We start from the raw sequence: 13,384 nt of genomic DNA on the forward strand, positions 1-13,384 counted from the left end.
TATAAGAGACAGGCCTCGGTGAGGTCGCCGTCGAGGGGGCCCTGGGTGGCCAGCGCGGCGGCGGCGTTGACCAGGACGGCGTCGCGGACCGGGCCGCGTTCCCCGGCGAGCAGGCGACGGGCCACGTCGGCGTTGTACGCGGCGTCGCCGCCGCGCAGGTCGCCGAGGGTGGCCCGGGGCACGCCGAGGTCGGTCGCGTCCACCATCGTCTCCCTCACGGTGCCGTTCGCGGCGATCCAGAACCGGGTCGGCGCGGCGGTGCTGAACTCGTCCAGCCCGTCCTCACCCCGCATCACCAGCACCGAGTCGCCCCGCCCGGCGAAGACGGACGCCATCACCGGGGCCATCGTCGGGTCGAAACAGCCGACCGCGCCGGCCGGCGGCCGGGCCGGGTTGGTCAGCGGACCGAGGAAGTTGAAGGCGGTGGGCACGCCCAGCTCCCGGCGGACCGGGCCGGCGTGCCGCATGCCGGGGTGGAACCGGGCGGCGAAGCAGAAGCCGATGCCGGCCTCGACCACGCAGCGCGCCACCTGCTCCGGTTCGAGATCCAGCGGTACGCCGAGGAACTCCAGCAGGTCGGCGGTGCCGCAGGAGGAGGAGGCGGCCCGGTTGCCGTGCTTGACCACGCGGACCCCGGCCCCGGCGACCACCAGCGCGGTCATCGTGGAGATGTTCACCGTGTGGGCCAGATCGCCGCCGGTGCCGACGACGTCCAGCGCGCTGGCGCGTACCTCCTCGGGGAGCGTGACCGGGACGGCCCGGCCGAGCATCGCCTCGACCAGCCCGGCCAGCTCGGCCGGGGTCTCGCCCTTGGCGCGTAGCGCCGTGGCGAAGGCGGCGATCCGGACCGGCGTCGCAGAGCCGGACATGATCTCGTCCATCGCCCAGGCGGTGTCGGCGGCGGAGAGTTGCTCCCCGCGCAGCAGCGCGGTGAGCAGGTGCGGCCAGGTCCGTTCGCCCATGGTGGGCCTCCCGAGCAGACGAGTACGGGTGGGACGCGGAAGCGGCGCCGGCTCGCCCGGCGCCGTGGCGGTGCCGGAGTCGGTACGTCAGGCGGGTGCGTGCGTCCGCAGCAGCTCGGTCACCGTGGCGGCGGTGGTCACCGGGTCCAACGGGTGCACCAGGGTGGCGTCGACCTCGGCGTAGGCGGCGAGCCATCGGTCGGCGGCGCGGGCGATCACCACGCAGGTCGGCGGGGCCTTGTCGAAGTCGTCCTTGATCTGCCGGGCGATGCCGATGCCGCCGCCGGGGCTGGCCTCACCGTCGAGCAGCATCAGGTCGATCTCGTAGTCGTCGACCAGCCGGACACACTCGGCGTAGGTGGCCGCCTCGACGAACTCCACCCGCAGGTCGGTCGCGGGCCGGGTGCCGACGGCGAGCCGCATCCGGTCCCGCACCTGCGGGTCGTCGCTGTAGAGCAGGACGGTGCACAGACGATCGCTCATGATTAAGAACGGCTCCCACCTCGTAGCTGCGACGCCGATCGTACCGGTCGTTGTGGTCTGCGTGACACGCCGCCCTCGCCGGGTCAGGCGGCGGAGCCGGCGGCGCGCTCGCGGGCCTCCTGGCGATCCAGTTCGCGGTCGACCCGGCGGGCCTCCCGCTCGGCGTGGCGCATCCACTGGACGACGAGCACGGCGAGCATCGTCACACTGACGAACTCGCCGCCGGCCCAGAGGATGCCTCCGGCGAGCACCTGGTCCTCCCAGGGGTCGGCCCAGCTCAGCCCGAGCGAGGGATACCAGTCCCCGCCGAAGAGGGTGCTGCTCTGCATGATGGTGAGCCCGAGCACGGTGTGGAACGGCACCGACAGCAGCATCAGCAGCGCGCGGCCGGGGTAGGGCCAGCGGCCGGGCAGCGGATCGAGGCCGAGCAGCGGCCAGAAGAACACGCAGCCGGTCATGATGAAGTGGGCGTGCACCAGCTCGTGCGCCCAGGCGTGTTCCAGGGTGTAGCGGTACAGGTCGGTGAAGTAGAGCGCGAACGGGTTGACCACGAATATGGCGAACGCCACGAGGGGGAAGCTGTAGACCCGCGCGATCCGGCTGTGCACCACCGCGAGCAGCCGCTTGCGCGGGCCGGTCGGCAGCGTACGCAGGGCCAGCGTCATCGGCGCGCCGAGCGCCAGGAAGATCGGCGACACCATGGAGAGCACCATGTGCTGCACCATGTGCACCGACAGCAGGCTGGTGTCGTACGCGTGCAGCCCGCTCACCGTGACCGAGGCGATGCCGCCGAGGCCGGGACCGAGGAAGAAGACCGTCCGGGCCACCGGCCAGCGGTCGCCCCGGATCCGCAGCCGGTGCACGCCGTAGAGGTAGAGGCCGGCGGCGAGCACCAGGCCGACGGCGAGCCAGCTGTCCAACCTGGCCTCGGTGACCACGGCGGTGATCGAGAACGGCGGCGGCGCGGCCTCGGCCGCGAGCGGCAGCACGGCGGTGGCCGGGGCGCTTGTCCCGCCGGTGCTGGGTACGCCCGCCGCGATCTGCGGCGCGGCCGTACCGGCCAGGGAGAGCTGATCGACGTGCAGCACGCCAATCAGCCTAGGTCAGGCGAACCGGACGGTACCGATCGGGCCATCTGCACCCGGGTTTGGCCCCCCGCTGATCGCCGGCCGTGGTCAAGGGCAATAATGACCGCGTGACTGCGGCCCCAGCCATTGACAAGAGCCGGATCCACTCCCTGACGCGTCCCAACATGGTCAGCGTCGGGACGATCGTCTGGCTCTCCAGCGAGCTCATGTTCTTTGCGGCGCTGTTCGCCATGTACTTCTCCATCCGCGCGGCGGCGCCGGAGCAGTGGGCGGAGCACACCGAGGTCCTCAACATCCCGTACGCGACCACGTTCACGACGATCCTGGTGCTGTCCTCGGTGACCTGCCAGATCGGCGTGTTCGCCGCGGAGCGGGGTGACGTGCACGCGCTGCGGCGCTGGTTCATGATCACCTTCGTGATGGGTCTGATCTTCGTGCTCGGTCAGGCCAACGAGTACCGCGAGCTGGTGCACGAGGGCATCAAGATCAACGCAGACGGCTACGGCTCGATGTTCTACCTGACCACGGGCTTTCACGGGCTGCACGTGATCGGTGGTCTGATCGCCTTCGTGATCTTCATGATCCGCACCACCATGGGCCGGTTCACGCCGGCACAGGCCACGTCGGCGATCGTCGTGTCGTACTACTGGCACTTCGTGGACGTCGTCTGGATCGCGCTCTACGCCATGATCTACTGGCTTCAGTGATCTTGGCGCGTCTCGTGCCGCTCCGTCGCACCACCCCCTGAGACAAGGTCCAACCGGTTAAGGACACAGGTCATGACTTCTGACAACGACCGCCGACGCGGTCTGCTCGCGCGGCTGCGCGGGCGGCCCGTGGCGCGCAGCAGGGGCCGCCGCCGGCTGGGTGCCGCGGTCCGGCTGGTCGCCGCGCTGATGCTGGCCGGCGGTGCCTACACCGTCCTCGCCCCCGGCGCGTCGGCGCAGGAAAACCCGCCGTTGAGCGGGGCCGCCGCCGACGGCAAGGCGCTGTTCGACGTGAGCTGTGTGACCTGCCACGGCCGCAACGCGCAGGGGGTCGAGGGGCGCGGGCCGAGCCTCATCGGCGTCGGCGCGGCCTCGGTCGAGTTCCAGGTCAGCACGGGTCGGATGCCGATGGCCCGGCAGGAGGCCCAGGCGCAGCGCAAGCCCGAGGTCTTCAGCCCCGACGAGGTCGACCAGCTGGCCGCGTACATCCAGGAGCTGGGTGGCGGTCCGGTGGTGCCGGCGGGCGACAACCTGCACGCCGACGGCAACGTCGCGATCGGCGGCGAGCTGTACCGGATCAACTGCTCGCAGTGCCACGCCTTCAGCGGCGGCGGCGGTGCCCTCTCCTCCGGCAAGTACGCGCCGAGCCTCAAGCCGGCCACCGATCGCCAGATCTACGCGGCGATGCTCAGTGGCCCGCAGAACATGCCGGTCTTCGGTGACAACCAGATCACGCCGGAGCAGAAGGCGGACATCATCGCCTACATCCAGACCCTGAACACCGACGGCGACCCGGGCGGGTTCAACCTGGGCCGGTACGGACCCTCCACCGAGGGTGTGGCGATCTTCCTGGTCGGCATCGTCGCGTTGGTCTTCGCCAGCCTGTGGATTGCGGGCAAGTCGTGACCGGGGGGAGCATGAGCACGCAGACCGGGCAGTCCACCCGCCCGGGCCAGGAACCGATCGACGTGAACGACCCGCAGGTGAGCCGGTTCGACATCGTCCGCGAGGGCGCTCGCCGGGACGACATCGAGATCGTCCACTACGAGCACCAGGTCGCGCCGGGCAGCAAGGCCGAGCGCCGGCTGGTCCGTACGGTGGCGGGGTTCTTCCTGCTCACCGGCCTGGCGGCGACCGCCTTCCTGGTGATCTACATCTGGTGGCCCTGGGAGTACCAGCCGGGCCGTGGCGGCGACAAGCTGTTCACCCCGCTGCTGGGCGTGACTCTCGGCGTGGCCCTGCTGGGCATCGGATTCGGCATCCTGACCTGGGGCAAGAAGCTGCTGCCCAAGGAGGTGTCGATCCAGGACCGGCACGAGGGCGCGGTGTCCACCGAGGACCGCACCATCACCGGCCAGACCATGCTCTACATGGCCGACGAGCTGGGCGTACGCCGCCGGCCGCTGCTCGGCATGTCGCTGCTGGCCGGCCTGGTGCCGGTCGGCGCGGTGGCCGCGGCGCCGCTGGTGGGTGGACTCATCTCCGACCCGCACAAGAACAACCAGATGATGACCACCGGATTCTCCCCGCAGGAGGGGCAGAAGATCCGGCTGGTCCGCGAGGACGGGCGGCCGATCCGCCCGGCGGACATCAGCGCGGGCGGGCAGATCACCGTCTTCCCCGGCGTGGAGCACGGGGTGAGCAACAGGTACGCCGACTCGCCCACCCTGCTGATCCACCTTCGGGACGCCGACGCCGAGGACTCGCGCCGCAACAACGAGCGCGAGGGCCACGGCGGCTACATGTGGGGCAACTACGCCGCCTTCTCGAAGATCTGCACGCACGCCGGCTGCCCGGCGAGCCTCTACGAGCAGCAGACCAACCGGCTGCTCTGCCCGTGCCACCAGTCGCAGTTCCTGATCACCGACAACGCCAAGCCCATCTTCGGTCCGGCCAGCCGGCGGCTGCCGCAGCTGCCGATCGAGGTCGACGCCGAGGGCTACTTCGTGGCGAAGTCCGACTACACTGAACCCGTCGGGCCCGACTTCTGGGAGCGGCCGTGAAACGGCGAAAGTTTGACATGGCAGCGGCGCCGGGCAACAGCGCCCGGGCGATCGACGACCGTTTCCAGGTGGCCACCCCGCTGCGTCGGCTGCTGAACAAGGTCTTCCCCGACCACTGGTCGTTCCTGCTCGGCGAGATCGCGCTCTTCTCGTTCGTCGTCCTGCTGCTGACCGGTGTCTTCCTGACGTTCTTCTTCGAGCCGACGATGACCGAGGTCATCTACAACGGCAGCTACGCCCCGCTGCGGGGCACGCCGATGTCGGCCGCGTACGCCTCCAGCCTGGACATCTCGTTCGATGTCCGGGGCGGCCTGATCATGCGGCAGATGCACCACTGGTCCGCGCTGCTCTTCATGGCCGCGATCGTGGTGCACATGCTGCGAATCTTCTTCACCGGCGCGTTCCGCAAGCCGCGTGAGACCAACTGGATCATCGGTTCGCTGCTGTTCTGGGTCGGCTTCCTCGCCGGCTTCACCGGCTACTCGCTGCCGGACGACGGGCTCTCCGGCACCGGTCTGCGGATCGCCTCGGCGATCATGCTCTCCATTCCGGTGATCGGTTCCTGGCTGACCTCCTCGATCTTCGACGGTGAGTTCCCCGGCACGATCATCATCAGCCGGTTCTTCATCGCCCACGTGTTGCTCATCCCGGCGCTGCTGGTCGCGCTGATCAGCGTTCACCTGGGGCTGGTCTTCAAGCAGAAGCACACCCAGTGGCCGGGGCCGGGGCGGACCAACGGCAACGTGGTCGGCGAGCGGATGTTCCCGCGGTACGCGATCAAGCAGGGCGGCTTCTTCATGGTCGTCTTCGGCGTGATCGCGCTGATGGGCGGTCTGTTCCAGATCAACCCGATCTGGCTCTTCGGCCCGTACGAGGCGTGGGTGGTCTCGGCCGCCAGCCAGCCCGACTGGTACGTCATGTTCCTGGACGGCTCGACCCGGTTGATGCCGGACTGGCAGATCGACATACCGATCGGCGACGGATACGTCATCCCGCCGCTGTTCTGGCCGACTGTGGTGCTACCCGGCATCCTGGTGATGCTCTCCCTGTTCTATCCGTTCATGGAGGCGCGTTACCTGAAGGACTACCGGAGCCACAACCTGCTCCAGCGTCCCCGCGACGTGCCGTTCCGCACCGCCCTGGGCGCCATGGCCGTCACGTTCTACCTGATCCTGACGCTGACCGGCGCCAACGACGTCATCGCCGACAAGTTCCACATCAGCCTCAACGCGATGACCTGGGCCGGCCGGATCGGTCTGCTGATCCTGCCGCCGCTGGCGTACTACGTCACCTACCGGATCTGCCTCGGTCTCCAGCAGCACGACCGGGAGGTGCTCGCCCACGGCGTGGAGACCGGCATCATCAAGCGACTGCCGGACGGCCGGTTCGTCGAGGTGCATCAGCCGCTCAGCGCGCCGGACGAGCACGGACACACCGAGCTGGAGTACGCCGGTTGGGTGGTGCCGAAGAAGATGAACCGGCTCGGGGCACTCGGCCCGGCCATCCGGGGCTTCTTCTACCCGATCGAGAAGCCGGCCGAGGCGCCGGTCTCGCCGGGACATCCGCCGGTCGAGCCGCGACCGGAGCGGGAGGAAATCGGCAGCGGGGAGACCCGCCGCTGAGGGACCGCACAGCGTGACGTGGCGCCCGCCGGAGTCTTCCGGCGGGCGCCACGCCCTTTTCCGCCCTCCGGAGGATCGCCGGAGCTTCCCGCCCGTCTTTCGGATCGCAGGAATAACCCCGGCCAGCCGGGTATCCGTGCGGTCCAACGTCTCAACGGGGAGGAAGCATGTTGGGTATCAAACGCCTCGGCCTGCTGGCCGCGCTGGTGCTGGTGGGAATCGCACCCGCCGGCGCGGCCCAGGCGGCGGCGCAGCCGTCGGAGCAGGACACGCAGTACCTCCAGGCGATCCACCAGGTCAACCTGTACGAGGTCCAGGCTGGCGAATTGGCCCAGAAGAAGGCCCAGAACCAGCAGGTCAAGGATCTGGCGCAGATGATCGTCACTGATCATCAGGAGCTGGACAAGTCAGTGAAGGACCTGGCCGGGCAGCTCAACGTCCAGCTGCCGAAGGAGCCCACCCCGGATCAGCGGACGGCTCTCGACCAGCTGAAGAACGCCAACGGTGAGGAGTTCGACCGGCTCTGGGTGATCCAGGGTCTGGCCGGCCATCTCCAGGCCATCCAGGCCACCCAGACGGAGATCTCGCAGGGCACCGAGACCCAGGTGGTCCAGCTGGCGCAGACCGCGCTGCCGGTCCTCCAGGCGCACTATGACGCCCTGGTGCAGCTGGCCGAGCAGCTCGGCATCCCGGTCCCGGAGGCCAGCGCGTCCGGTACGCCCAGCCCGGGTGGCACCGCACCGGGCACCGGGCAGCCGACCCCGGGTGGCACCGCCACCGAGGAGGCTCCGGCTCCGAGCGGCAGCGTCTCCGAGACCCCGGTTCCGCAGCAGAGCTGACCCGGCGGTACGCGGAAATCCGGCCCACCCCTGCCCGGGGTGGGCCGGCTCCTGCGTCAAGGCGATGGAGCCGATCCTGGTTCGAGCTGGCCTCTCGGGGGACTTTCGCAGTGTCAGGGGGTGAGGCCGATGGCGAAGGCCTGGTCGAGGTCGTGGCGGGAGTAGGCGCGGAAGGCGATGTGCGACTCGGTGTTGAGCACGCCAGGGACCTTGGAGATGCTGCCGGCGATGATCTGGGCGATCTCGTCGAACTCGCGGACCCGGACCATGGCGATCAGGTCCACGTGCCCCGCCACCGAGTAGACCTCGCTGACGCCGGGCAGGTCGGCGAGGGCCGTCGCCACCTCAGGAATCGAGTCGGTGGCGCAGTCGATAAGCACGATCGCGGTGATCACGGGCGGTTTCTCCGTTCGTCGGCGTCGCCGCCCATGCTAGGCGAGTGGGCTCAACAGGCGCGGACGGTGCGGCCATCGTCGGCGCGGATCACGTCGTGCAGGTGCTCCTCGCTGCCGACGGTGGCACCCGGCCAGACCACGCATCGGGTCACCGTGCCGCGTACCGTGGCGCCGGCGCCGACCACCGACCGGTGGCAGCTACCGGTGACCGTGGCGTCCGCGGCGACCAGGGAGCCCTCGCCGGCCGCGTGCAGGTTCGCGGCAAGATAGTCGGCGGGGGTTCCGGTGTCGTAGAAGGTCCCCGGAAAGCCGACCACCGTCAACCGGCCGGTGGCCTCGGCCGGTCGCCAGACCGTGCGGACCAGGTCACCGAAGGTCGCGGGCAGGTCCCGGACCATCCGCCAGGGCAGCAGCGAGAATCCGGTGAACAGGTGCCCGTCGAAGGTGCCGGGTGCGCGCGGGTCGGGCGAGGGCTGACCGAGCAGGCGTACGGAGTCCCCGTCCCAGCCGGCCAGCAGGGCGGCGATGTCGGGTCCCGGTGGGGCCGCCGGATCGGCGAGGTACGCGTCGGCGTTGCCCACCAGCACTCCCCGGCCGGCGATCCAGTCCCGCAGTCTGCCCACCCCGCCGGCGGTGCCGAGCGGGCCGCCCGGCTCCACCGAGAGGTGGGCGCGGCTGCCGACCCGTTCGACGATCTGGTCGCCGAGATAGCTGGCGTTGACCGCGACCGCCGCCGGACCGCGTAACCCGAGACCGGCGAGCCGGGCCAACGCCCGGTCCAGCAACGGCACGTTGCCCACCGGGCAGAGCGCCTTGGGTAGCCGTTCGGTGAGCGGGCGCAGCCGGGTGCCCTCCCCGGCGGCGAGCACCACCGCGCAGATCTCGTCGGCGGGGAAGAGGCTGGTGGGGCCGGTCATGGCAGGCTGTCCGGCAGCGGAGGCGGGAACTGCCCGGCCAACGGGCCGATGTCGTAGTAGGCGAGCAGGCGCGCGGTGGGCCAGGTCAGCTTCGGCAGGTCGTCCAGTGGGTGCCAGGCCGCCTCGAAGACCTCCGCCCCGTCGACGACGAGTTCGGTGCGCGAGGCCGGCACCTCGGCGGTGAAGACCATGTCCACCCACCCCTTGGCGTGCACTATCGCGTTGGGCATCGCCGGGCTGAGCTGGGTCGGGGCCAGCCGTACGCCGCTCTCCTCGTGCAACTCGCGGGCCGCACCCACCGCCGGGTTCTCGCCGCGTTGCAGCAGCCCGGCGGGGAGCGTCCAGCCCCGGCCGGGCGGTTGCCGCAGCAACAGGAGTCGCCCCGCCCCGTCGGCTTCGCTGTCACGGAGCAGAGTGACGGCGCCGACGATGTATTTCGGCACGGCCAGTCGCACCAGCCGGCGCCGCACCGGCAGCGGCAGCCGGTAGAAAACCTGGTAGGCGACGGCGCGACCGGTGCGGCGCGAGCGGAGGATCATGACTCAAGGCTAGTGGTCCGGGGTGCCGCCCGCGCCCGGGGACCACAGTGGGTCACTGTCGATGGTCGACCAGGTCGATGAGTTGGCGTACCACGGCGTCCGGTTCGATCACCCGGTCGAAGACCGCGACCAGGAGAGTCTCCAGGTCGGGGTAGCCGAGTTCCTCGGAGAGCCGCAGCAACGGCAGGTCGCTGGCCAGCCCACGGTTGTGCTGGCGCAGCGCCAGGCCGATGGTGGCCCGGCCGAGTCGGACCTTGTCGCTGATCGAGATGCCCGGCTCGCTGTGGTCGGCGAACCACCTGTTGATCTGCATCTGGGCGTGCGGCGACTTGACGAAACCGAGCCACTCCCGGCGCGGGCCGCGCGGGGCGACCTCGGCGTCGAGGCTGCTCTCCTCGTCGGTCTCGGTGAAGATCTCCACCACGTCGCCCTCGTCCAACTCGGAGGAGAGCGGCACCAGTCGACCGTTGATCCGGGCGGCCAGACATCGGTCGCCCCGGTCGGCGCCCAGCTCGTACGCCAGGTCGACGGGGGTGGCCCCGGCCGGCAGGACGACCTGCCGCCCCTCGGCGACCACCTGGATCTGCGCCTCGGCCAGGTCGCAGCGCAGGGACTGGAGGAACTGCGCCGGGTCGGCGGCGTCCTGCTCCCAGTCCAGCACCCGGCGCAGCCAGTCGAGCTGGCCGGCGCGGAGGGCGGCGGCGCCACCGGTCCGCGGGAACCGGAAGTCGGCGGCCACACCGTACTCGGCCGAGCGGTGCATCTCGACGGTGCGGATCAGCACCTCCACAGTGCGGTTCTTCGGCCCGCAGACGGTGGTGTGCAGGGAACGGTAGAGGTTGTTCTTCGGCGAGGCGATGAAGTCCTTGAACCGGCCGGGCACCGGCCGCCAGAGGCCGTGCACCGCGCCCAGCGCCGCGTAACAGTCGGTGGCCGGGCCGTCCACCACCACCGTGATGCGAGGCAGGTCGTACGGGACGGTGTGGCCGCCGGCCACGGTGTCCTTCCAGATCGAGTAGAGGTGCCGGGGTCGGGGTGCCACCTCGGCGTCGACCCGGCTGCGGCGCATCGCCACCTTGGTCTGGGCCACCACATCGGCGAGGTAGGCGTCCCAACCCGGGCGGTCGTGCACGTGCCGGGCGATGCGGGCGTGCTCGTCCGGCTCCAGGTGCAGCAGCACCACGTCGTCGAGTTCCCGTTTGAGGGTCTGGATGCCCAGCCGGTCGCAGAGGGGTACCAGCACCTCCTGGGTCTTGCGGGCGATCCGTTCCCGGGAGGCCGCCGAACGCACGCCGAGGGTGCGCATGTTGTGTAGCCGGTCGCAGAGCTTGATGATCAGAACCCGGACGTCCTTGCCGGCCGCGATGATCATCTTGCGGATGGTCTCCGCCTCGGCGGCCTTGCCGTAGAACGCCTTGTCGAACTTGGTCACCCCGTCGACCAGGTGGGCCACCTCGTGACCAAAGTCCTCGGCCAACGCCTGCAGGGTGTAACGGGTGTCCTCCACCGTGTCATGCAGCAGCGCCGCGACCAGCGTGGTGGTGTCCATGCCCAGGTCGGCGCAGATCTGCGCGACCGCGAGCGGATGGGTGATGAACGGCTCCCCGCTCTTGCGGAACTGGCCCCGGTGCATGTTCTCCGCGATGGTGTATGCCCGGCGCAGCACCGCCGGATCGGCACCGGCGTGGATGTTCCGGTGCGCGCGGACCACCTGACCAACCGGCTCGTTGTCGGCGGCGGGCCAGGTCAGCAGCGATCGGAGCCGGCGGGTCAGCGGCAGCTCGCCCGGCTGTGTCGGGAGGGCGCCCCCCAGGGCGCCGCCGTTTCCGGCGTTGACGTCCACCTGGGACACCCCCTCACCCCGCACCACGACCGCCGGATTCCGGCAACCGGGAACAGACCCTCGAAACGGGCAGGACTGTACTTCCTTAACAGACTAAGTGAGCGGAGGTCGTCCGATCGGACACTTGCTCATAGGCGTTCGGACCAGAGTTTGTGGGATCCGGCGTTCTCGGCCTTGGCCAGCAGGTCACGGAAGCGGGCTGCACCGGCCACCGGGGACGCCCAGGCGTCGGACATCTCGACAAGTCTGGTCTCCGGTCGTTCCAACCAGGACAGGATGCGTTCGGACTCCTCGGGGCTGGCCGCCGGGACCGGGCCGTGGCCGGGTGAGACCGTCTCCGCGGTGGCCCGGATGACGGCGAGTGTCGGTCGCGGGTGGACCCCGGGCGGCGAGACACCGGCCCCGGCCAGTCGGCCGTGCCGCACCAGCGCCAGCTCCCAGCCGCCGCCGGCGGCGGGCCGGGCGGCGGCCAGCTCGGCGATCCCGGTCAGTGCGGCCAGCCGCTGCATGCGTACGGCGGCCCGCAACACCGCGACCAACCGGGACCGGAGCACCGCCGCCTCCTCGTACCGCTTGTCGGCCGCCAGCCCCTCGATCCGGGCGAGCAGGACGTCCACCACCGGCTGGGGGTCGCCGGTGGTGGACGTGGCGAACGGGGTGACCGCGCGTTCGGCGTACTCCTCGGGGGTGATCCGGTGCTCGCACGGTGCCGGGCAGCGACCCAGCTCGGCCAGCGCGCAGGCGGGCGTTACGGTGCGTAACGACAGTCGGTGAGTGCACTGACGCAGCGGCACCGCGTCGTGGAACCCGGCGGCGGCCAGCTCCGCGGCCCGCCGGGAGGAGAAGGGCCCGAGGTAGGCGCGGTCGTCGGGGGAGAGCTGCCGGACCACCGACAACCGGGGGTACGGCCCGTCGGTCAGCTTCAGCCAGACCACCCGCTCGGGGAACTTCGAACGGCGATTGTACGGCGGCGCGTGCGCCCCGATCAGCCGCAGCTCACGCACCTCCGCCTCCAGCGAGTGCGCGCACTCGACCGCCTCGACCCGCTCGGCGGCGGCAAGCATCTCCGAGATTCGGGCACGCTTCTCGGAGGCGGTGAAGTAGCTGCGCACCCGGGTGGCGATGTCGCGGGAGGTGCCGACGTACAACGGTCGGTCGTCGGCGGCCCGGAAGATGTAGACCCCGGGCGAACGCGGCAGGCCGTCGGCCAGGTGGCGCTTGCGGCGCTGGGTGGGGGTGACCGCGCGGGAGAACTCGATGGCGTCACCGACGGTGTCCACCCGGTGCCCGCCGAGCCGCCCGATCAGCCCGTGCAGCACGTCGACGGTGGCCCGGGCGTCGTCCAGCGCCCGGTGCGTCGGTGTGGTGCTGGCCCGGAAGTACGCGGCGAGCGTGGCCAACTTGCGGTTGGGCACCTCGTCGCGCAGCAGCACCCGCCGGGCCAGCGCCGCGGTGTCCAGCACCTTCGGGTTCGGCCAGCGATAGCTGTGCCGGGCGCAGGCCGCCTTGAGGAAACCGACATCGTACGGCGCGTTGTGCGCCACCAGCACGGCGTCGGTGACGAACTCCAGGAAACTCGGCAGCACCTGCTCGATCGGCGGTGCCGGCAGCAGCATCGCCTGGGTGATGCCGGTCAGCACGGTGATGAACGGCGGAATCGGCACACCCGGGTTGACCAGGGTCGCCAACACCCCCAACTCCTCGCCGCCGCGCACCTTGACCGCGCCGATCTCGGTGATGCCGCCGCCGTCCGGCGCGCCGCCGGTGGTCTCCAGGTCGACCACGACGAAGGTCGTCGCGTGCAGCGGCAACGCGGGGTCGACCCCGTCGACTGTCGGGTCGAGCCCGGCCAGTGCGGGTTGGAGGTATTCCTGTCCTGCCATCGGCGGCACGGTAACCGTCCGGTGCGACACTCCCGTCCCACCGGCCTCGTCCGTCACCACCGGTCTAGGATGAGAGATCGGCTCACTCATCAGGCGGTGGGCC

General features: G+C 70.6%; 13 protein-coding genes. 5 read left to right on the forward strand and 8 right to left on the reverse strand.

The genetic code is table 11. The annotated features are described in order from the left end of the window. The 3 genes from trpD to C1I93_RS04810 all read right to left on the reverse strand — a co-directional run. Positions 1-962: anthranilate phosphoribosyltransferase (gene trpD, locus C1I93_RS04800; protein WP_111241996.1), on the reverse strand; the 962-nt coding region annotated here is incomplete at its 3' end. Positions 963-1,049: 87 nt separating this feature from the next. Next, complete coding sequence (locus tag C1I93_RS04805; RefSeq protein WP_111241997.1) at positions 1,050-1,445, reverse strand: response regulator; 396 nt, start codon at positions 1,443-1,445, stop codon at positions 1,050-1,052. An 83-nt stretch (positions 1,446-1,528) separates the two neighbouring features. Beyond that, complete coding sequence (locus C1I93_RS04810) at positions 1,529-2,533, reverse strand: cytochrome c oxidase assembly protein (protein ID WP_111241998.1); 1,005 nt, start codon at positions 2,531-2,533, stop codon at positions 1,529-1,531. 107 nt (positions 2,534-2,640) lie between these two features. On the opposite strand from C1I93_RS04810, the gene ctaE reads away from it, so the two are divergent. From ctaE to C1I93_RS04835, 5 genes are all read left to right on the forward strand, one after another. Beyond that, positions 2,641-3,240 carry an aa3-type cytochrome oxidase subunit III gene (ctaE, locus tag C1I93_RS04815; protein WP_111241999.1) on the forward strand — a complete coding sequence of 200 codons (600 nt, stop codon included), beginning with the start codon at positions 2,641-2,643 and terminating at the stop codon, positions 3,238-3,240. A 72-nt stretch (positions 3,241-3,312) separates the two neighbouring features. Then, positions 3,313-4,146, forward strand: coding sequence for a cytochrome bc1 complex diheme cytochrome c subunit (gene qcrC, locus C1I93_RS04820; RefSeq protein ID WP_111242000.1), 834 nt, complete (start codon positions 3,313-3,315; stop codon positions 4,144-4,146). Between the two features lie 11 nt (positions 4,147-4,157). Further along, the gene (gene qcrA / locus C1I93_RS04825) at positions 4,158-5,243 is read left to right on the forward strand and encodes a cytochrome bc1 complex Rieske iron-sulfur subunit (protein ID WP_111242024.1); all 1,086 of its coding nucleotides are present in this window, start codon (positions 4,158-4,160) and stop codon (positions 5,241-5,243) included. Continuing rightward, positions 5,240-6,865: a cytochrome bc1 complex cytochrome b subunit gene (gene qcrB, locus C1I93_RS04830; RefSeq protein ID WP_111242001.1), complete on the forward strand. Its 1,626-nt coding sequence runs from the start codon at positions 5,240-5,242 to the stop codon at positions 6,863-6,865. The genes qcrA and qcrB overlap by 4 nt, the downstream gene beginning before the upstream one ends. A 167-nt stretch (positions 6,866-7,032) precedes the next feature. After that, positions 7,033-7,704, forward strand: a complete 672-nt coding sequence (locus C1I93_RS04835) for a DUF4142 domain-containing protein (protein WP_111242002.1) — start codon at positions 7,033-7,035, stop codon at positions 7,702-7,704. A gap of 113 nt (positions 7,705-7,817) precedes the next feature. Here C1I93_RS04835 and C1I93_RS04840 read toward each other — a convergent pair whose 3' ends face one another. The 5 genes from C1I93_RS04840 to C1I93_RS04860 all read right to left on the reverse strand — a co-directional run bounded on the left by C1I93_RS04840 (position 7,818) and on the right by C1I93_RS04860 (position 13,281). Then, on the reverse strand, positions 7,818-8,099 hold the full coding sequence (locus C1I93_RS04840; RefSeq protein WP_111242003.1) for an Lrp/AsnC family transcriptional regulator: 282 nt from the start codon (positions 8,097-8,099) through the stop codon (positions 7,818-7,820). A 50-nt stretch (positions 8,100-8,149) separates the two neighbouring features. Beyond that, complete coding sequence (locus C1I93_RS04845) at positions 8,150-9,016, reverse strand: nucleotidyltransferase family protein (protein WP_111242004.1); 867 nt, start codon at positions 9,014-9,016, stop codon at positions 8,150-8,152. After that, on the reverse strand, positions 9,013-9,555 hold the full coding sequence (locus tag C1I93_RS04850) for an NUDIX hydrolase (protein WP_111242005.1): 543 nt from the start codon (positions 9,553-9,555) through the stop codon (positions 9,013-9,015). The genes C1I93_RS04845 and C1I93_RS04850 overlap by 4 nt, the downstream gene beginning before the upstream one ends. A gap of 52 nt (positions 9,556-9,607) precedes the next feature. Beyond that, entirely contained in the window at positions 9,608-11,398 is a 1,791-nt protein-coding gene (locus tag C1I93_RS04855) for a RelA/SpoT family protein (protein ID WP_111242025.1), read from the reverse strand. A gap of 128 nt (positions 11,399-11,526) precedes the next feature. Continuing rightward, positions 11,527-13,281, reverse strand: coding sequence for a DEDD exonuclease domain-containing protein (locus C1I93_RS04860; protein ID WP_111242026.1), 1,755 nt, complete (start codon positions 13,279-13,281; stop codon positions 11,527-11,529). Between the last annotated feature and the right edge of the window lie 103 nt (positions 13,282-13,384).

It is taken from the genome of Micromonospora endophytica, from assembly GCF_003236305.1.
In the GTDB taxonomy this organism is placed as follows: Bacteria; Actinomycetota; Actinomycetes; order Mycobacteriales; family Micromonosporaceae; genus Micromonospora; species Micromonospora endophytica.